We start from the raw sequence: 17,433 nt of genomic DNA on the forward strand, positions 1-17,433 counted from the left end.
TCACCCGATCCAGGCATTCTCGATATGCCGCGGCCGGGTGCCGGGGGCGAGCAGGATGACGTCGACGCGGATATCGTCGCCCGGCCCGGCGTAGCGCGGCATCAGCACTTCCGCCGCGGCGGCGACCCGTGCCAGCCGCCGTTCGTCGATCGCGAAATCGAGTTCGGCGGCGGTGCGCCGGGTCTTGACCTCGACGAAGGCGATCAGGGCGCCGCGGCGGGCGACGAGGTCCACCTCGCCGGCGGGGGTACGGACGCGGCGATCGAGGATCGTCCAGCCTTTCAGCCGCAGCCACCAGCCCGCGAGGCGTTCGCCGCGCCGGCCCGCGGCCTCGGCCGCCTGACGCGCAGCGGTCGTGCTGGATCGGCGGGATGGACGCGGCATGCCGCGAGGCTGCCGCACGGGGGCGGGCGACGCAAGCGGATCGCGCCCGGCGCGTGGGGCCGAAGGTGGGGCGATCATCGCCGCTGTAAAAAATCGTCGTGGTGAGAAAGGGATAGGCCGCCACACCGGAATATGACCCGTAAACGCGATTGCCAGGGCGATACGGGACGCTACGGCGCACGGGCCTTTTCCCGTCCTTCGGAGACCTTCGCATGAAATTCCTGCTCCTGCTCGCCGTCACGAGCGCCGCCGTCGCGCCCGCGCCCGTGCTGGCCCAGCAGACGGTCTGGCCGCTCGGCGAAGCGGTCAAATCGCCGTCGAAGGCGCTGAGCGTGCCGACGAAGCTCGATCCGGTGTCGCAGTCGCTCACCGACATGCTGAACGGCGGTGGCAGGATCGTCGATTCGCATCTCGGCGCGACCGGCCCGGTCGTGACGCTGACGTGGCGCAAGCGCAACGTCGTGTGCATCCTGCAGGGTGCCAATCCCGCGACCGACCAGAATGTCGCCACATCGGAATGCTATGCGCTGAACTGAGCGGCGCGGTTCGGGGCGCCATGACACGAGACGATGGCGAACAGGACGATACCGGTATGACGTTCCACACCTGGATGCTGTTTCTGGCCGCCGTATTCCTGCTGTGCGGTACGCCGGGTCCCAACATGCTGCACATCATGTCGCGCAGCGTCGAGCTGGGGTTGCGGCGCAGCGCCATGGCCATGGCGGGGTGCCTGTTCGCGCTGGTGCTCGTCCTGACGGCGTCGGCGGCCGGGCTGACCACGCTGTTGCGCGCCGCTCCCGGGGCGTTCGAGGTGCTGCGCTATGCCGGCGTCGGCTATCTGATCTTTCTCGGCGTGAAGGCGTGGCGGACGACGGTCGCGCCGCTTGACGTCGGCGATGGCGCACTGCGTCCCGGCCTGTCCGCCGCGGCGGTGTTCCGCGGCGGGTTCGCGATCGGGATCAGCAACCCCAAGCTGATCCTGTTCGCGGCGGCCTTTCTGCCGCAGTTCGTCCGCGCCGATCAGCCGCAGGCGCCGCAGTTCGCCATCCTCGTCGTGACCTTCGCCGTCGTCGAGATGGGCTGGTACGCCGTCTACGCCCTCACCGGTCGTTCGTTGTCGCGCTCTATGCGGCGTCCGGCGATCCGGCGGGCGTTCAATCGCGTGACCGGCGGCATCTTCGTCGGTTTCGGGCTGGCGCTGCTGACGACCCGGGCGACCTAGCCGGCCTGCTTCATCGCCAGCGCGCGTGTGTAGAGCTCCTTGCGGTCGAGGCCGAACGCCTTGGCCACTTCGCCCGCGGCCTTCGCGACCGGCAGGCGGGTGAGCGCTTCGGCAAGCGCGGCGTCGGCGTCGGCGGCGTCGGGGGGCGGGGCCTCGCCGGGGGGCGCGACGACGATGACGATCTCGCCCCTGGGCGGCGCATCGGCGTAGCGCGCGGCGAGGTGCGTCAGCGTGCCGGTGACGGCCTCCTCGTAACGCTTGGTGATCTCGCGGGTGACGGCGGCGTCGCGGTCGCCCAGTCCGTCGGCGAGGGCGGACAGGCAGGCCGACAGGCGCGGGCCGGATTCGTAGAGGATCAACGTGGCGCGGATCGCGGCGACCTCGGCGATGGCGTCGGCGCGCGCCTTCGCCTTGGCGGGGAGGAAGCCGCAGAACAGGAAGCGGTCGGTGGGCAGGCCGGCCAGCGTCAGCGCGGCGATCGCGGCGCAGGGGCCGGGGATGGTCACCACATTGCGCCCGGCGGCGCGGGCGTCACGGACCAGCTTGTAACCGGGGTCGGAGATCAGCGGCGTGCCGGCGTCGGACACGAGTGCGATCGCCTCGGTCGTCATGCGCGCGATCAGGCCGGGGCGCATCCCCTCGGCATTATGGTCGTGATAGGGGAGCATCGGCCGCTTCGTGCCGATGTGGCGGAGCAGGCCGGCGGTGACGCGGCTGTCCTCGACCGCGATCACGTCGGCGCGGGACAGGATGTCGGCGGCGCGCGGACTGAGGTCAGCGAGATTGCCGATGGGCGTCGCGACGATGTAGAGCCCGGGATCGAGAGGATTTTCGGATATGGCCACAGGGGACGTCATGGCAGAGGCAGCAACATTTGGACAGCCGCGTGCGCGCGGTCTGGCGCGGTGGGTGGCGATCCTCGGCGCGGGGCTGCTCGCGGCCTGTTCGACCGTGGTGCCGCGCGGACCGGTGACGGCGCCGGACCGCCCGACGCGGCCGCAGGCGGAGCGGCCCGAGCCGGTCGAGGCGGGGCTGCCGCGCGATACGCAGCGCAACCGGGTGGCGCTGCTGGTGCCGCTGTCGGGCGGCAATGCCGGGGTCGGCCGCTCGATCGCCAATGCGACGATGCTGGCAGTGCTCGACACCGGCACGGACAAGGTGCGGATCACCAATTACGACACCGCGACCGGTGCGGCGGCGGCGGCGCAACGCGCGATCGCCGATGGCGCGCAGCTGATCCTCGGGCCGTTGCTGTCCGACGACGTGCGTGCGGTGGCGCCGATCGCCAGGGCGGCGCGGGTGCCGGTGCTGAGCTTTTCCAACGACGTGTCGGTGGCGGGCGATGGTACGTATCTGATGGGCTATGCCCCATCGCAGTCGATCGACCGGGTGGTGCAATATGCGCGCAGCCGCGGCGTGACGAGCTTTGCCGGGCTGATCCCCAACGGCCTGTACGGCGAGCGGGCGTCGACCGCGTTCCTGCGCTCGGTCGAGGGCGCCGGCGGCGAAGTGGCGTCGTTGCAGACCTATGGCCGGGTCGCCGGCGGCATCGCGGGCGCGGTGACGCGGCTCAATGCCAAGGCGCCTTATGGCGCGGTGCTGGTCGCCGATGGCGGCGCGAGCGCGGCGGTGGCGGCCCCTCTGGTCAAGCGCGGCAGCGGCGCGTCGACGCGGATCCTGGGCACGGAGCTGTGGAATTCCGAGACGAGCCTCGCGTCGAAGCCGGGACTGAACGGTGCGTGGTTCGCGAGCGTGGCGGACGGACTGTACCGGCAATATGTCACCAAATACCGGTCGCGCTACAATGCGGCGCCCTATCGCCTGTCGAGCCTCGGCTATGATGCGGTGCTGTTGACGGTGCGGATCTCGCGCGACTGGCCGGTCGGGCGGCCGTTCCCGGAGGCGCGGTTGCGCGATGCGGACGGTTTCGCCGGGATCGACGGGGCGTTCCGCTTCGGCCGCGACGGCGTGGCGGAGCGCGCGCTCGAGGTGCAGGAGATCCAGGGCGGGACCACGGTGACCGTGTCGCCCGCACCGGCCGGCTTCGGGCGGTAAGGTCGGCTTTTTCCGCAAAGTAGAGAGGGGTTCGCGCGGAGACGCAAAGACGCAAAGGTGTGGCGCCTGCCGCCGCAGGCATGTCATTTCTCAACCGTCCAGCAAGACGCATCGCCGGAGAGAAGGAGCGGCATCGCCGCAAGCCCCACACCTTTGCGTCTCCGCGTCTCCGCGCGAACCCCCTTCTACATTCGCGTAGCCTGACTCGCCGGCGCATCGGCAACGATCAGCGGCAGGATCGCGTCGAGCAACAGCGCCCCGGCGTCGGTGACGCGCAGCCGGTCGCCCTCATGAGCGATCAGGCCCTGCGCTTCCAGCCGGGCGACCGCCGGCCAGTCGATCGGTGCGGTGCCACCCGCCAGCGCGGCGATGCGCGGCAGGTCGATCCCCTCGCGCAGGCGCAGGCCCATGACGAGCGCCTCGCTGGCGCGGTCGTGGGGGGCGAGGGGTTCCTCCACCTCGATGCCGTGGCCGTTGCGCGCGACGGCGGCGAGCCAGTTCTCGGGCTTGCGGCGGCGCTGCGTGGCGAGGCCGTCGCGGCGACCGTGCGCGCCGGGGCCGACGCCGGCATAATCGCCGTAGCGCCAATAGGTCAGGTTGTGCCGGCTCTCCGCACCCGGCCGGGCGTGGTTCGAGGTTTCGTAGGCGGGCAGGCCGGCGGCGGCGGTCATCGCGCGCGTCGCCTCGAACAGGTCGGCGGCCCTGTCGCCGTCGGGGATGGTGAGGCGCCCCCGGGCGGCCTCGGTGGCGAAACGGGTGCCGGGCTCGATCGTCAATTGATAGAGCGAGAGATGCTCGGTGCCGAACGCCAGCGCGCGGGCGAGTTCGGCCTGCCAGGCGGCGAGACTCTGGTCGGGCAGCGCATAGATCAGGTCGAAGCTGACGCGGGCGAAGTGGCGCTGCGCGGTGTCGAGCGCACCGAGTCCTTCGGTGACGTCATGCGCGCGATCGAGAAACTTGAGCGCCATATTGTCGAGCGATTGCAGCCCGAGCGAGACGCGGTTGACGCCGGCGGCGGCGAGGTCGGCGAAGCGCGCGGCCTCGACCGAGGAGGGGTTCGCCTCCAGCGTGATCTCGATATCGGGCGCCGGCGTCCAGATCGTCTGCGCCGCCGCGATGATCGCCGCGACGGTGGCGGGGGGCATCAGCGAGGGCGTGCCGCCGCCGAAGAAGATCGACCCCAGCGTGCGGCCGGGCAGCGCCTGCGCCTCGTAGGCGAGGTCGGCGAGCAGCGAATCGCGCCACGCCTGCTGGTCGACGACGTCGCGGACATGGCTGTTGAAGTCGCAATAGGGGCATTTGGAGACGCAGAACGGCCAGTGGACGTAAAGCGCGAGCGGCGTCTTGTCGGGGGTCATGGTGGCGCCGATATGGCGGCGATAATGCTGAAACGCCACTCGTGGATCGCCCCACTGCTCTTTCTCGCCGGTTGCGCGCAGGCGCCAGAGCGTCCCGATCGCGTCGTCGAGCCGCGTCCCGCCGGGCCGAACGCGCCGCGCGGATCGGTGCTGTTGCAGCGCGTGATGCTGGAACGGCACAATCGTGCGCGCGGCGATGTGGGCGTGGCGCCGCTGACGTGGAGCGAACCGCTGGCGTCGTCCGCGCGCGCCTATGCCGACACGCTGGCGCGGACCGGGCGGTTCGAACATGCGCCGCAGTCGATGGGTATGGATCGCCAGGGCGAGAACCTGTGGACCGGCACGCGCGGCGCCTATCGGTTCGACGAGATGATCGGCCATTGGGTCGCGGAGAAGCGCGATTTCGTCAACGTCGCGGTGCCGCAGTCGAGCCGCACCGGGCGCTGGCAGGACGTCGGCCATTATACGCAGATCGTCTGGCGCGGCACGACGCAGGTCGGCTGTGCGATCGCGAGCAATGCGACGGATGACTATCTGGTGTGTCGCTACAGCCCGCCGGGCAACGTGTTCGGGCGGGTCGCCTACTGAGTGGGGCTCCGTGCCGCGGTGGTATAGGCGCAATAATGGCGCCAGCCGAGCGCGGTGTAGAGCGCGGCTCCCATGTCGGTGGCGGTGAGGACCTGTTGCGATGAGGGTTCGCGGCGGGCGGCGCCGAGTGCAGCATCAGCGCGCGGCCGAGGCCGCGGCGGCGGTGCGCCTCATGGGTGACGATCCGGTCGTAGACGAAGGCGCCGCCGTGCTCGGCGGCATGGCCGGACGCGGCCTCTTCCCCGTCCGGCGTGACGATCGTGGCATGCGTCACGCCGTCATCGGTCGTGCTGCGCAGCGCGTAGCCGGGCGGCACCGGGCAGGGGGCGGGCGTCGTGTCCGTCACCATCATGCGATTGGCGTCGGTGATCGACCAGCCCGGTGGCAGCAGCGCGCGGAGCGTGTCGGCGTCGGCGCAGAGCTTCACGAAGATGCGCGGCTGCGCGATCGTATCGAGCAGGGCGATCAGGCCGGGGCCGACCGCGGGGAAGACGTAGCGGCGCAATTCCGCCTCGCCATCGGTGTCGACGCGCCAGCCGCCGCTGTCGGCGACCGGCGCGGGCAGGCCGCGGGCCAGCGAACGGCCGGCGAGCCAGGCATGGACGAGGCGCGGGTCGATACCACCCGCCGCCATGTCAGAGGACTGCCGCGACCAATTGCCGGAACGCATCCGCGCGGTGGCTGACCGCGTGCTTCGCCGCCGGGTCCATCTCCCCGAAGGTTTCGGTCGCATCGACGGGCAGGAACATCGCGTCATAGCCGAATCCGGCCTTGCCGCGCGGCGGCCAGACGAGGGTGCCGTCGACGCGGCCCTCGAACCATTCGACGTGGCCGTCCGGCCAGGCGAGCGCCAGCGCACAGACGAAATGCGCGTCGCGGGGGAGGTCGGGTTCCTCGTTCAGGCGATCCTCGACGAGGCGCATCGCGTGACCGAAGTCCTTCGATTCGCCCGCCCAGCGCGCCGAGAAGATGCCCGGATCGCCGCCGAGCGCGTCGACGCACAGGCCGCTGTCGTCGGCGAGCGCGGGCAGGCCGGAGAGGTCGGCCGCCTGCAACGCCTTCAGTTCGGCATTGGCGACGAAGGTGGTGCCGGTTTCCTCCGGCTCCGGCAGGTCGAGTTCGCCCGCCGAAACCGGCTCGATCCCATAGGGGCCGAGCAGCTCGGCGATCTCGCGTACCTTGCCGGGATTGTGGCTGGCGATGACGAGTTTGCCGGGGGCGAGCTTGCGGATCGCCTGCGGGGTGTTGCCCTCGCCGCTCATCGGACCGCGCGCTCCTGTGCCGCGAAGATGTCGGCGCAGCCGATCCGCGCGAGGCGGAGCAGGCGGAGCAGCGCCTCTTCGTCATAGGTGGCGTGCTCGGCGGTCGCCTGCGCCTCGGCGATGTTGCCGTTTTCGAGCAGGACGAAATTGCCGTCCGCATCCGCACCCGAATCCTCGATATAGTCGAGGTCGAGCACCGGCGTGCCCTGATAGATGCCGCAGCTGACCGCGGCGACCTTTTGCTGGATCGGATCGACCGCCAGCTTGCCGTCCGCCATCAGTTTGTCGACCGCGAGGCGCAGCGCGACCCAGGCGCCCGAGATCGAGGCGGTGCGGGTGCCGCCATCGGCCTGGATCACGTCGCAGTCGAGGACGATCTGGCGCTCGCCGAGCAGCTTCATGTCCACCACCGAACGCAGCGAACGGCCGATCAGGCGCTGGATTTCCTGCGTACGGCCCGATTGCTTGCCCTTGGCCGCCTCGCGGTTGCCGCGGGTGTGGGTGGCGCGGGGCAGCATGCCATATTCCGCCGTCACCCAGCCTTCACCCTTGCCGCGCAGGAACGGCGGCACGCGCTCCTCGATGCTGGCGGTGACGAGCACCTTGGTGTCGCCGAAGCCGACCAGCACCGATCCCTCGGCGTGGCGGGTGAAGTTCGGCTCGATCGCGATGGCACGCATCTGATCGGGGGCGCGGCCGCTGGGGCGCATTCAACTCTCCTAAAGGTCCAATCGCGCAACGCCCTAGACGGCGCCGGGTGGCTGCGCCAGTGGTGAGCAAAGGGGAGTGCCATGCGTAAGGGTATGATCGCGGGACTGGGTGTCGTGCTGGCGGGTGCCGCGATGTCGGGGTGCGTGGTGGTGGATGCGTCCAGTTCCGGCAATAATGGCCGTCCGGTCGCACTCGAGAGCGAGACGATCCGCTACGAAACCGCGCCCTGCTTCGGCACCTGCCCGGTCTATGCGGTGACGATCGCGCCGAACGGCAAGGGGACGTTCGAGGGAAAGCGCTTCACCGCGGTGACGGGGATCAAGCCGTTCCAGGCGACGCCCGCGGCCTATCACAGCTTCGCGGCGAAGCTGGCGCCGTACCGCCCGAGCCAGCCCGAAACGCTGCTGCAGCCCGGCCAGCCCGGATGCGAGAATGCGCCGACCGACATGCCGAGCGTCGACATCGTCTGGAGCGAGGCGAGCGGCAGCCGCCAGCATCTCAACGTCTATTACGGCTGCGGATCGCAGGAGATGCGTGCCGGCCTCCGCTCCGCGCCCGAGGCGCTGCCGATCGCGGCCTTTATCGGCGATCCGCGGCGCCCTAGGTAGGCGCGCATGGGACCGCCCGTCACCGAATTGAGCGACCGGGCGCGGGATATCTTCCGCGCGGTGGTGGACGGCTATGTCGCGACGGGCGTGCCGGTGGGGTCGAAGACGATCGCGGTCGCGTCGGGGCTGAACCTGTCCCCGGCGTCGATCCGCGGCGTGATGCAGGAGCTGGAGGAGCTGGGACTTCTCGCCAGCCCGCACACCAGCGCCGGGCGCATCCCGACCGAACGCGGCCTGCGGCTGTTCGTCGACGGGATGATGCAGGCGCTCGAACCGTCCGCGGAGGAGCGTGCGGCGATCGAATCGCGGGTCGGCTATCACGGCCCGGTCGAGGAGGCGTTGGCGGCGACCACCGCCGCGCTGTCCGGCCTGTCCGCCTGCGCGGGGCTGGTGATGGTGCCCAAGCGCGAGCTGGCGTTGCGCTCAATCGGCTTCGTCGGGCTGTCGGCGACGCAGGCGATGGCGGTGCTGGTCAGCGAGGACGGCAGCGTCGAGAATCGCGTGATCCAGCTGCCCGCGGGAATGACGCCGTCCGCGCTGATCGAGGCGGGCAATTATATGACCGCGACGCTGGGCGGGCTGACGCTGGCCGAGGCGCGGGCGCGGATCGAGCGGCAACTGGTCGAGGAGCGCGCCGAGCTGGACGTCGCGGCGCGGACGCTGGTCGAGCGGGGCCTTGCGGTGTGGAGCGAGGACGGTGCGCGGCGTCCGGTGTTCATCGTGCGCGGGCAGAGCCGGCTGATCGACGCGGCGGCCGCCGCCGACCTCGACCGGGTGCGCGACCTGCTCGACGATCTGGAGGGCAAGCAGGAAATCGCCAACCTGCTCGACAGTGCAAGCGCCGGCGACGCGACCCGCATCTTCATCGGTGCGGAGAACAAATTGTTCGCATTGTCAGGCTCTTCCGTCATCGCGCGGCCGTTTCGCGGGGCCGGCGGACGGGTGGTCGGGGTGGTGGGGGTGATCGGCCCGACGCGGTTGAACTATGCCCGCGTCGTGCCCATGGTGGATTTCACGGCGGCAACGCTCGCCCGTTTGATGGGCTGAACTACAGGGAATCGAATGACCGAAGAGACGAAATTGGACGCGGAGGCGCTGCGTCAGGAGACCGCCGAGGCCGCTCCCGAAGTCGCGGAGCACGACCGGATCGCGGCGCTGGAGGACCAGCTGGCCGATGCGAAGCAGCAGACCCTGTATGCGCAGGCCGAAATCCAGAACGTCCGTCGTCGCGCCGAAAAGGAAGTGGCGGATGCCCGCGCCTATGCGACGACGTCGTTCGCGCGCGACATCCTGTCGGTGGCGGACAATCTGTCGCGCGGCCTGTCGGCGATCCCCGCCGACCTGCGCGCCGACGAGCGACTGAAGGGCCTGGTCACCGGGCTGGAGGCGACGGGCCGCGAGCTGGACAGCGTGTTCGCGCGCAACGGCATCACCAAGGTCGAGGCGATGGGCGCGACGCTCGATCCCAACAAGCATCAGGCGATGATGGAGGTGCCGAGCGATGCCGCACCCGGGACGATCGTGCAGGAGATGCAGGCGGGCTATATGATCAAGGACCGGCTGCTCCGGCCGGCACTGGTCGGCGTGGCGCGCAAGCCGGACTGACCGGCAGAAGGGGAGCCCGCCGGCTCCCCTTTTTTGTGAGGCGCGTGGTCGAACCCGGGGCCGGTCGACATTCCGATGACGATGTGGCGAGACCGCCGTTTGCAGGCCGTCGGGGCTGCATGTCGATCGGCGCTAGACCTTGGCGGCTCTCAGCGCGTCGTTGATCCGCGCCTGCCAGCCCCGGCCCGTGGCGCGGAATTTGTCGACCACCTCGGGGTCGAGGCGGAGCGTCACCCGTTTCTTGGTCGGCGCGCGCTGCACACCCCGCCGGCGTTGCGGACGTGCTGGTTCCAAGGCCCCGATCGTGACGCCGGGACCGTTCGGATCGGCCGTGTTTGCTATCATGGATCCGTCGCGCACCGGCGTTGCTCCTTCCCACTGACATGAACGCACCGTCGGTCGCCTGTGTGCGAGGATGGCGGATTGTAGCTACGATCTGCCATGATAGCGAGTGGACGCCATGTGGCTGAAAACGCTACAGATGGCGGCATGAACCGTAATCTCACCACCGATCGCCCGACCTTCGTCACGCATCTGGAGTGTTCGCTGACCGGCGAGCGGTACGAGGCGGACCGGCTGCACGGCCTGTCGCGCGCGGGGCGGCCGTTGCTGGTACGCTACGATCTGGAGGCGGTGAAGGCGGCGCTGTCGCGCGATGCGCTCGGCGCGCGCGAGACGGACATGTGGCGGTGGCGCGAACTGCTGCCGGTGCGGCAGACCGGCAATATCGTCAGCCTCGGCGAGATCGAGACGCCGCTGATCCCGATCCCCCGGGCCGCGGGCAGCCCCAACGTGCTGGTCAAGGACGAGGGGCGGTTGCCGACCGGCAGCTTCAAGGCGCGCGGCCTCGTCATGGCGGTGGCGATGGCGAAGGAACTGGGGGTCACCCGGATCGCGATGCCGACCAACGGCAATGCCGGTGCGGCGCTCGCCGCCTATGCGACGCGGGTGGGGATCGAGACGATCGTCTTCTGCCCGGAGGATACGCCCGAGGTGAACGTCCGCGAGATCGCGATGCAGGGTGCGCGGGTGTGGCGGGTCAACGGCCTGATCGACGATTGCGGCGCGATCGTCGGCAAGGGCGCGGCGGAGGGGCGCTGGTTCGATTTCTCGACGCTCAAGGAGCCGTACCGGATCGAGGGCAAGAAGACGATGGGGCTGGAGCTGGCCGCGCAGTTCGGCTGGGAGTTGCCCGATGCGATCTTCTACCCGACCGGCGGTGGCACCGGGTTGATCGGCATGTGGAAGGCGTTCGACGAACTGGAGGCACTCGGCTGGATCGGGGCGAAGCGGCCGCGGATGTATGCGGTGCAGGCGTCCGGCTGCGCGCCGATCGTGCGCGCGTTCGAGGAAGGGCTGGAGCATGCGGAGCGCTGGGAGGATGCGCATACCGTCGCCGCGGGCATCCGCGTGCCCAAGGCGGTGGGCGACTTCCTGATCCTGCGCGCGGTGCGGGCGAGCGGCGGCAAGGCGCTGGGCGTCGGCGATCCCGCGATCCTGCAGGCGGTGGACGATGCCGCGCGCAAGGACGGGCTGCTGCTGTGTCCGGAGGGCGGCGCGACGCTCGCCGCCTATCGCGAGGCGGTGAGGACGGGCGAGGTCGACGAGGACGAGCGCGTCGTGCTGTTCAACTGCGCCACGGGGCTGAAATACCCGATGCCGGCTGCGCCCCGGACGCTCGACCGGCACGCCCCCATCGATTTCGACAGTCTATAGGGCTGGTGACAGGCGACCTGCGCGGACGGACGATCCCTCCCGTCGCGGAGAGGTCGAGGCGCCGTGCCGCTATGCCCGCCTAGGCGGCGGCGAGCAATGCGGCGGCCTGTTCGGTCGCGGCGCGGGTCGCCTGGGCGAGGCGTTTGACCTCCTGCGCGACGACGGCGAAGCCGCGGCCGTGTTCGTTGGCGCGGGCCGCCTCGATCGTGGCGTTGAGGGCGACGAGGTTGGTCTGGCTGCTGATCGCGTTGATCGAGGCGACGATCCGCGTCACCTCGCTCATCGCATCGGCGAGGCTCTGGCGCACCTGCGCCTCGCGCGCCTGACGATGCACGGCAGCCCCGGTGGCGAAGGCGCGAATGTCGACCGCCGCGAGGCGGTAGAGCGCGTTGGTCAGCGCCGCATAACGCACCGGATCGGCCGTCAAGGCGTTGCGTAACAGTGTGTTACGGTGGTGGTAGTTGTCGGTGAGGCCGTTGAGATAGTCTTCTTCGTTGCCGGCGTTGGCGACGAAGCGCGCGCCGCGGCCGACCATCTGCGCGTCGAGAGACGAATCGAACGGGCCGAGGAACTTGCGGCGGGTGTAATCGAGCTCCTGCGCGACGACCTCGGCCGCGGTGAGGCCGGTGCCGGCATAAAGCATCCGCGCCAGCGGATGGCAGCAGAAGGCGCGGGTGTCGGCGACGATGACCGGTTCCAGTAGCGACCAGATATCGTAAAGCGCGGCGACGAGGTCGGGCTCGTCCAGCACATGGGCCAGGCGGACAGGAGAATCGGTGTGCATCGGTGACCCTGGTCGAGAGGAGATGATGTCTCCCCTAGACCGCAATCCGTTAATAGGACCGAAACGTAACTGTCGCGCAGTTCAAACCGTTTCGGCGGGGTTTCCGTAACGTCAGACCGGCGGGGCAACCCCGCGGCATCCGGGTCATGGTTAATCGAACGGCAGGAGTCCGGCATATTGCGCGAGCGGCGGCGCGCCCGGGATGCGGGCACCGTGGCGCAGCAGGAAGGCGTGGCGGACGATCTCGCCCTGCTGTTCGATACCGTAGCGATGCAGCGGCTGGCCCGGCTTCAGCGCATAATCGTAGCGGCACCAGGGATGGCGGGCGAGCGGCAGGAAGATGCCGCGCTGGTGCTGCCAGATATGCACCATCTCGTGGATGAAGAGCCCTTGGTCGGTGAGCGCGGCGGCGGCGAAATCGTCGCGCCATGCCGTTCCCTTCGGGTGGAAATGGATGCAGCCGCGCGGCGCCATCACCGTGTCGCGCGGCTGGAAGAACGCCCATTTGCTCAGCGACAGCCGGACCGCGTCGTAGTCGATCGCGGCGTGGAACATGGTGGCTGCAAGCGCGCGTTCGCCGTCGGTCAGCGGGCGGGCGTGCCGGGGCATGATCGTCAGGCCGCCACGCTCAGAAATCCGGCGCCGGGTCCGCGGCGCCGACCGCCATCGCCGGCGCGTAGATGCGGGCGCCGTTGGCGAAGTTGAGCGTCAGATTGTAGATGCGCCCGACCTTCGCCTTCGGATTGATGTCGAACAGCATGACGTGGCGGCCCCCGGGGGCGAAGACGGTGTCGGTCTTCGCCGGCACCGCGACGCTGGCGAGCGGCTTCATGCCCGCCATGCCGCCGGCGCCGGTCATGCTCTCGTGCATCTCCGCCCGGATCGCGATATCGGCGCTGACGTTGATGAGCGTCGCGTTCGACGGGCCGCCTTCGAGCGTGAAATAGGCGGCGCCCGGGCGGCCGGGGACCGCGGGCAGCCGAATCCAGGCGTCGTCGACCGCGACCCGCTCGGGGCCGCTACAGGCCGCCAGTCCCATCGGCAGCGCCGCCGCCGTCATCCGCACCCACCAGCGCATCATGCATCGCCCTTCCCGAACCGGGTCATTTTGAGTCACGCCACTATGGTGCGCACCGTCTTGCGGCAAGCGGAACCCCACCTATATCGCGGCCATACACCGGACACTTCGCTGCCGTAACGGGGCAAAGGTTCCATGGGTTTTGGCGGTTTCGCCATTGATTTCGTATGTGAGGGGCTAAGCAAGCACACATGGCTAAAGTTATCGGTATCGACCTCGGCACCACCAACAGCTGCGTTGCTGTGATGGAGGGCGGCAAGCCCAAGGTTATCGAGAATGCGGAAGGCGCGCGCACCACGCCGTCGATCGTCGCCTTCGCCAAGGACGGCGAGCGACTGGTCGGCCAGCCGGCGAAGCGCCAGGCGGTGACCAATGGCGACAACACCATTTTCGCGGTGAAGCGCCTGATCGGCCGTCGGTTCGACGATCCGATCACCAAGAAGGACACCGAGCTGGTCCCGTACAAGATCGCGCGCGGCGCGAACGGCGACGCCTGGGTGTCGGCGGGCGGCAAGGATTATTCGCCGTCGCAGATCAGCGCCTTCACGCTGCAGAAGATGAAGGAGACCGCCGAATCGTACCTCGGCGAGACGGTGACGCAGGCGGTCATCACCGTGCCGGCGTACTTCAACGACGCACAGCGTCAGGCGACCAAGGACGCCGGCCAGATCGCCGGCCTCGAGGTGCTGCGCATCATCAACGAGCCGACCGCGGCGGCGCTGGCCTATGGCCTCGAAAAGCAGGACGGCAAGACGATCGCGGTCTACGATCTGGGCGGCGGCACGTTCGACGTCTCGATCCTCGAGATCGGCGACGGCGTGTTCGAGGTGAAGGCGACCAACGGCGACACCTTCCTGGGCGGTGAGGATTTCGACAACAAGCTGGTCGAATATCTCGCCGAGGGCTTCAAGAAGGACGAGGGCATCGACCTCGCCAAGGACAAGCTCGCGCTCCAGCGCCTGAAGGAAGCCGCCGAGAAGGCGAAGATCGAGCTGTCGTCGGCGGCATCGACCGAGGTCAACCTGCCGTTCATCACGGCCGACCAGAACGGTCCGAAGCACCTCGTCAAGACGATCACCCGCACCGATCTGGAAAAGCTGGTCGACGACCTCATCAAGCGCACGATCGAGCCGATGAAGAAGGCGCTGGCGGATGCCGGCGTCAAGACCGACGAGATCAGCGAAGTCGTGCTGGTCGGCGGCATGACCCGCATGCCCAAGGTGCGCGAGGCGGTGAAGGCGTTCTTCGGCAAGGAGCCGCACACCGGCGTCAACCCGGACGAGGTCGTCGCGATGGGTGCCGCGATCCAGGCGGGCGTGCTGCAGGGCGACGTCAAGGACGTGCTGCTGCTCGACGTGACGCCGCTGTCGCTGGGCATCGAGACGCTGGGTGGCGTGTTCACCCGGATGATCGATCGCAACACGACGATCCCGACCAAGAAGAGCCAGACCTATTCGACCGCGGACGACAACCAGGGCGCGGTGACGATCCGCGTGTTCCAGGGCGAGCGCGAGATGGCGGCGGACAACAAGATGCTCGGCCAGTTCGATCTGGTCGGCATTCCGCCGGCGCCGCGCGGCGTGCCGCAGATCGAGGTCACGTTCGACATCGACGCCAACGGCATCGTCAACGTGTCGGCCAAGGACAAGGGCACCGGCAAGGAGCAGCAGATCCGCATCCAGGCATCGGGTGGCCTCTCGGACAACGACATCGAGCAGATGGTGCGCGACGCGGAGAAGTTCGCCGAGGACGACAAGAAGCGTCGTGCCGGCGCCGAGGCGAAGAACAACGCCGAATCGCTGATCCACACCACCGAGCGTCAGCTGGCGGACAATGGCGACAAGGTCGACGAATCGCTGAAGGGCGAGATCCAGTCGGCGATCGACGCGGCGAAGGCGGCGGTCGAGACCGGCGATGCCGACCAGATGACCGAGAAGTCGCAGGCGCTCGCGCAGGTGGCGATGAAGCTCGGCCAGGCGATCTACGAGAAGCAGGCGCAATCCGAGGCGTCGCCGTCGGGCGAGGCGGGCGGCGAAGCGCCCAAGGACGACGTGGTCGATGCCGAATTCTCGGAAGTCGACGACCAGAAGTAACCTGAACTCCCTCTCCCCCTCTTGGGGAGAGGGCCGGGGTTGAGTGGCTGTGCCGCGCAGAGACGGCGTTCTCGGTGCGGCACGGCCCCTTTCCCAACCCTCCGCCGGAGGGGAGAGGGCTTAAGGGTCTGCAATGAGCACCACAGTCGATTATTACGAACTGCTCGAATGCGAGCGCACCGCGGACGGCGCGACGCTGAAGTCGTCGTATCGCAAGCTCGCGATGAAGTATCATCCGGACAAGAACGCCGGGTGCAAGGACAGCGAGTCGCGCTTCAAGGCGATCAGCGAAGCCTATGACGTCCTGAAGGACCCGCAGAAGCGGGCGGCCTATGATCGCTACGGCCATGCCGCGTTCCAGAACGGCGGCGGTGGCGGCGGCGGTGCGCAGGATTTCAGCGGCTTTTCCGACATTTTCGAATCCGTGTTCGGCGAATTCATGGGCGGCGGTCGCGGTGGCGGCCGGGGCCAGCAGCGCCGCGGCGCCGATCTGCGCTACGACATGGAGGTCACGCTCGAAGAGGCGTTCCACGGCAAGCAGACCGAGATCACCGTCGACGTCTCGACGCAATGCGACACCTGCCACGGATCGGGCGCCAAGCCCGGCACGCATGCCTCCACCTGCCGCCAGTGCAACGGCCATGGCAAGGTGCGCGCGCAGCAGGGCTTCTTCGTGGTCGAGCGCGCCTGCCCGGTGTGTCAGGGCGCGGGCGAGATCATCGCCGATCCCTGCACCGACTGCCGCGGCGAAGGGCGGATCGACAAGACCAAGACGCTGAGCGTGACGGTGCCGCCGGGCGTCGACGAGGGCACGCGCATCCGCCTGTCCGGCGAGGGCGAGGCGGGGCCGCGCGGCGCGCCCGCGGGCGACCTGTATATCTTCCTGCACGTCTCGCGGCATGCGCTGTTCGAACGCGAGGGCACGACGTTGTTCGCGCGCGCGCCGATCAGCTTCACCACCGCGTCGCTGGGCGGCGCGCTGTCGATCCCCGGGCTCGACGGGCGGACGCACGAGATCAAGATTCCGGCAGGCATCCAGTCGGGCAAGCAGTTGCGCCAGCGCGGCGCGGGCATGCCGGTACTGCAGGGGCGCGGGCAGGGCGATCTGGTCATCCAGATCGACGTCGAGACGCCGACCAAGCTGTCGGTGCGCCAGCGCGAACTGCTCGAACTGTTCCGCGAGACCGAGACGGGCGACGAATGCCCCGCGAGCCAGGGCTTCTTCGCCAAGCTGAAGGGCGTGTTCGCGGCGGAGTGACCCCGGCCCCCAGCGGCGGTCGGCCGATCGTGCCGATTCTGCGTGTCGGTCGATCGGCCCTAGGGCACCTTGCGTTGGCGGCCGGGATTGTCACAATGGCCTGTCGAACGACCGGGGGACTTGCATGCGCGGACAGGTGTTGGGTGTGGATACGCGGACCGGCGAGGGGCTGGTCGCGGGCGATGACGGCCAGCGTTATCGCTTCACGCCCGAGGATTGGGCGCAGCGCGGCGAGCCGGCGATCGGGATCAAGGTGGATTTCGAGGCGGAGGGCGACCGCGCACTGAGCGTCTTTCCGATGCCGGAGATCGCGGGGACGCGGCAGGTCGCGGCGCCGGCCCCGGCCTATGAACCGGTCAACGATCGCAACAAGTTCGTCGCGGCGGCGCTCGCCTTCGTGCTCGGCACGCTCGGCGTCCACCGTTTCTATCTGGGGCGGACGGGATCGGGCATCGCCATGCTGGTGATGACCATCACCGTCGTCGGCCTGCTGGTGACCGGGCCATGGGCGTTCGTCGACATGATCCGCTATCTCATGATGTCCGAACGCGAATTCGCCGCGCGCTATCCGCGCAAGGCATGAACGTCGGGCGATGACCCGGCCAAGCCGCGCCCCTTGCCCGGATGGGCGCAAAGGGCGGGCGGGCCGATGGGTCAGAAGGTGGAGATAATCACCCCGACCACCAGCGCCTGAGCCGCGATCGCCAGCAT

Annotated in this window: 21 protein-coding genes; 12 read left to right on the forward strand and 9 right to left on the reverse strand. The window is 69.2% G+C overall.

Features of this window, described 5'->3' with window-relative positions:
- Positions 1-384, reverse strand: a complete 384-nt coding sequence (locus tag AC1RTO_RS08930) for a YraN family protein (protein ID WP_493160523.1) — start codon at positions 382-384, stop codon at positions 1-3.
- A 212-nt stretch (positions 385-596) separates the two neighbouring features.
- On the opposite strand from AC1RTO_RS08930, the gene AC1RTO_RS08935 reads away from it, so the two are divergent.
- Positions 597-920, forward strand: coding sequence for a hypothetical protein (locus AC1RTO_RS08935; RefSeq protein WP_493160524.1), 324 nt, complete (start codon positions 597-599; stop codon positions 918-920).
- A 56-nt stretch (positions 921-976) separates the two neighbouring features.
- A complete protein-coding gene (locus AC1RTO_RS08940; protein ID WP_493160831.1) occupies positions 977-1,606 on the forward strand; it encodes a LysE family translocator in 630 nt (209 codons plus the stop codon).
- Here the strand turns inward: AC1RTO_RS08940 and rsmI are convergent.
- The gene (gene rsmI / locus AC1RTO_RS08945) at positions 1,603-2,463 is read right to left on the reverse strand and encodes a 16S rRNA (cytidine(1402)-2'-O)-methyltransferase (RefSeq protein ID WP_493160525.1); all 861 of its coding nucleotides are present in this window, start codon (positions 2,461-2,463) and stop codon (positions 1,603-1,605) included. The two genes, AC1RTO_RS08940 and rsmI, sit on opposite strands and share 4 nt — an antisense overlap.
- Between rsmI and AC1RTO_RS08950 the strand changes: the two genes are divergently transcribed.
- Complete coding sequence (locus AC1RTO_RS08950) at positions 2,462-3,661, forward strand: penicillin-binding protein activator (RefSeq protein WP_493160526.1); 1,200 nt, start codon at positions 2,462-2,464, stop codon at positions 3,659-3,661. The two genes, rsmI and AC1RTO_RS08950, sit on opposite strands and share 2 nt — an antisense overlap.
- Before the next feature lie 185 nt (positions 3,662-3,846).
- Here the strand turns inward: AC1RTO_RS08950 and hemW are convergent, their stop codons facing one another.
- A complete protein-coding gene (hemW, locus tag AC1RTO_RS08955; RefSeq protein WP_493160527.1) occupies positions 3,847-5,019 on the reverse strand; it encodes a radical SAM family heme chaperone HemW in 1,173 nt (390 codons plus the stop codon).
- A gap of 24 nt (positions 5,020-5,043) precedes the next feature.
- Between hemW and AC1RTO_RS08960 the strand changes: the two genes are divergently transcribed.
- Positions 5,044-5,607 (forward strand): CAP domain-containing protein, encoded by a 564-nt coding sequence (locus AC1RTO_RS08960; protein ID WP_493160528.1) that lies wholly within the window; start codon positions 5,044-5,046, stop codon positions 5,605-5,607.
- Positions 5,608-5,707: 100 nt separating this feature from the next.
- A complete protein-coding gene (locus AC1RTO_RS08965) occupies positions 5,708-6,292 on the forward strand; it encodes a hypothetical protein (RefSeq protein ID WP_493160529.1) in 585 nt (194 codons plus the stop codon).
- On the opposite strand, the gene rdgB is transcribed toward AC1RTO_RS08965, so the two are convergent.
- Both rdgB and rph read right to left on the reverse strand, forming a co-directional pair.
- Complete coding sequence (rdgB, locus tag AC1RTO_RS08970) at positions 6,243-6,869, reverse strand: RdgB/HAM1 family non-canonical purine NTP pyrophosphatase (RefSeq protein ID WP_493160530.1); 627 nt, start codon at positions 6,867-6,869, stop codon at positions 6,243-6,245. The genes AC1RTO_RS08965 and rdgB overlap by 50 nt on opposite strands.
- Positions 6,866-7,579 (reverse strand): ribonuclease PH, encoded by a 714-nt coding sequence (gene rph, locus AC1RTO_RS08975; protein ID WP_493160531.1) that lies wholly within the window; start codon positions 7,577-7,579, stop codon positions 6,866-6,868. Before rph ends, rdgB begins: the two co-directional genes overlap by 4 nt.
- Before the next feature lie 81 nt (positions 7,580-7,660).
- Between rph and AC1RTO_RS08980 the strand changes: the two genes are divergently transcribed.
- From AC1RTO_RS08980 to grpE, 3 genes are read left to right on the forward strand one after another with little or no spacing between them, the layout of a single operon-like run.
- Positions 7,661-8,188: a DUF6438 domain-containing protein gene (locus AC1RTO_RS08980; RefSeq protein ID WP_493160532.1), complete on the forward strand. Its 528-nt coding sequence runs from the start codon at positions 7,661-7,663 to the stop codon at positions 8,186-8,188.
- 6 nt (positions 8,189-8,194) lie between these two features.
- Complete coding sequence (gene hrcA / locus AC1RTO_RS08985) at positions 8,195-9,235, forward strand: heat-inducible transcriptional repressor HrcA (protein ID WP_493160533.1); 1,041 nt, start codon at positions 8,195-8,197, stop codon at positions 9,233-9,235.
- 15 nt (positions 9,236-9,250) lie between these two features.
- Positions 9,251-9,793, forward strand: a complete 543-nt coding sequence (gene grpE, locus AC1RTO_RS08990; protein ID WP_493160534.1) for a nucleotide exchange factor GrpE — start codon at positions 9,251-9,253, stop codon at positions 9,791-9,793.
- A gap of 132 nt (positions 9,794-9,925) precedes the next feature.
- Here the strand turns inward: grpE and AC1RTO_RS08995 are convergent, their stop codons facing one another.
- Positions 9,926-10,153: a BrnA antitoxin family protein gene (locus AC1RTO_RS08995; protein ID WP_493160535.1), complete on the reverse strand. Its 228-nt coding sequence runs from the start codon at positions 10,151-10,153 to the stop codon at positions 9,926-9,928.
- A 129-nt stretch (positions 10,154-10,282) separates the two neighbouring features.
- Between AC1RTO_RS08995 and AC1RTO_RS09000 the strand changes: the two genes are divergently transcribed.
- Positions 10,283-11,509: a threonine synthase gene (locus AC1RTO_RS09000; protein ID WP_493160536.1), complete on the forward strand. Its 1,227-nt coding sequence runs from the start codon at positions 10,283-10,285 to the stop codon at positions 11,507-11,509.
- 79 nt (positions 11,510-11,588) lie between these two features.
- Here the strand turns inward: AC1RTO_RS09000 and AC1RTO_RS09005 are convergent, their stop codons facing one another.
- From AC1RTO_RS09005 to AC1RTO_RS09015, 3 genes are all read right to left on the reverse strand, one after another.
- Positions 11,589-12,293, reverse strand: a complete 705-nt coding sequence (locus AC1RTO_RS09005; protein ID WP_493160537.1) for a methyl-accepting chemotaxis protein — start codon at positions 12,291-12,293, stop codon at positions 11,589-11,591.
- A 150-nt stretch (positions 12,294-12,443) separates the two neighbouring features.
- Positions 12,444-12,902 (reverse strand): vgr related protein, encoded by a 459-nt coding sequence (locus AC1RTO_RS09010; RefSeq protein ID WP_493160538.1) that lies wholly within the window; start codon positions 12,900-12,902, stop codon positions 12,444-12,446.
- Between the two features lie 19 nt (positions 12,903-12,921).
- Positions 12,922-13,374 carry a copper chaperone PCu(A)C gene (locus AC1RTO_RS09015; protein ID WP_493160539.1) on the reverse strand — a complete coding sequence of 151 codons (453 nt, stop codon included), beginning with the start codon at positions 13,372-13,374 and terminating at the stop codon, positions 12,922-12,924.
- 188 nt (positions 13,375-13,562) lie between these two features.
- Between AC1RTO_RS09015 and dnaK the strand changes: the two genes are divergently transcribed.
- From dnaK to AC1RTO_RS09030, 3 genes are all read left to right on the forward strand, one after another.
- Positions 13,563-15,464: a molecular chaperone DnaK gene (gene dnaK / locus AC1RTO_RS09020; RefSeq protein ID WP_493160540.1), complete on the forward strand. Its 1,902-nt coding sequence runs from the start codon at positions 13,563-13,565 to the stop codon at positions 15,462-15,464.
- Positions 15,465-15,597: 133 nt separating this feature from the next.
- Positions 15,598-16,722 (forward strand): molecular chaperone DnaJ, encoded by a 1,125-nt coding sequence (dnaJ, locus tag AC1RTO_RS09025; protein WP_293874689.1) that lies wholly within the window; start codon positions 15,598-15,600, stop codon positions 16,720-16,722.
- Between the two features lie 145 nt (positions 16,723-16,867).
- On the forward strand, positions 16,868-17,305 hold the full coding sequence (locus AC1RTO_RS09030) for a TM2 domain-containing protein (RefSeq protein ID WP_493160541.1): 438 nt from the start codon (positions 16,868-16,870) through the stop codon (positions 17,303-17,305).
- The last annotated feature ends 128 nt before the right edge of the window (positions 17,306-17,433 follow it).

It is taken from the genome of Sphingomonas sp. GW821-FHT10F09 (genome assembly GCF_058809195.1).

Coding starts and splice junctions, on each gene's coding strand:
- AC1RTO_RS08965 (WP_493160529.1), top strand. CDS start 5,708: ATGAGGGTTCGCGGCGGGCGGCGCCGAGTGCAGCATCAGCGCGCGGCC.
- AC1RTO_RS09005 (WP_493160537.1), bottom strand. CDS start 12,293: ATGCACACCGATTCTCCTGTCCGCCTGGCCCATGTGCTGGACGAGCCC.
- rdgB (WP_493160530.1), bottom strand. CDS start 6,869: ATGAGCGGCGAGGGCAACACCCCGCAGGCGATCCGCAAGCTCGCCCCC.
- AC1RTO_RS08980 (WP_493160532.1), top strand. CDS start 7,661: ATGCGTAAGGGTATGATCGCGGGACTGGGTGTCGTGCTGGCGGGTGCC.
- AC1RTO_RS08960 (WP_493160528.1), top strand. CDS start 5,044: ATGCTGAAACGCCACTCGTGGATCGCCCCACTGCTCTTTCTCGCCGGT.
- grpE (WP_493160534.1), top strand. CDS start 9,251: ATGACCGAAGAGACGAAATTGGACGCGGAGGCGCTGCGTCAGGAGACC.
- AC1RTO_RS09000 (WP_493160536.1), top strand. CDS start 10,283: ATGAACCGTAATCTCACCACCGATCGCCCGACCTTCGTCACGCATCTG.
- AC1RTO_RS08950 (WP_493160526.1), top strand. CDS start 2,462: ATGGCAGAGGCAGCAACATTTGGACAGCCGCGTGCGCGCGGTCTGGCG.
- AC1RTO_RS08935 (WP_493160524.1), top strand. CDS start 597: ATGAAATTCCTGCTCCTGCTCGCCGTCACGAGCGCCGCCGTCGCGCCC.
- AC1RTO_RS08940 (WP_493160831.1), top strand. CDS start 977: ATGACGTTCCACACCTGGATGCTGTTTCTGGCCGCCGTATTCCTGCTG.
- AC1RTO_RS09010 (WP_493160538.1), bottom strand. CDS start 12,902: ATGCCCCGGCACGCCCGCCCGCTGACCGACGGCGAACGCGCGCTTGCA.
- rph (WP_493160531.1), bottom strand. CDS start 7,579: ATGCGCCCCAGCGGCCGCGCCCCCGATCAGATGCGTGCCATCGCGATC.
- rsmI (WP_493160525.1), bottom strand. CDS start 2,463: ATGACGTCCCCTGTGGCCATATCCGAAAATCCTCTCGATCCCGGGCTC.
- dnaJ (WP_293874689.1), top strand. CDS start 15,598: ATGAGCACCACAGTCGATTATTACGAACTGCTCGAATGCGAGCGCACC.
- dnaK (WP_493160540.1), top strand. CDS start 13,563: ATGGCTAAAGTTATCGGTATCGACCTCGGCACCACCAACAGCTGCGTT.
- hemW (WP_493160527.1), bottom strand. CDS start 5,019: ATGACCCCCGACAAGACGCCGCTCGCGCTTTACGTCCACTGGCCGTTC.
- AC1RTO_RS09015 (WP_493160539.1), bottom strand. CDS start 13,374: ATGATGCGCTGGTGGGTGCGGATGACGGCGGCGGCGCTGCCGATGGGA.
- AC1RTO_RS08930 (WP_493160523.1), bottom strand. CDS start 384: ATGCCGCGTCCATCCCGCCGATCCAGCACGACCGCTGCGCGTCAGGCG.
- hrcA (WP_493160533.1), top strand. CDS start 8,195: ATGGGACCGCCCGTCACCGAATTGAGCGACCGGGCGCGGGATATCTTC.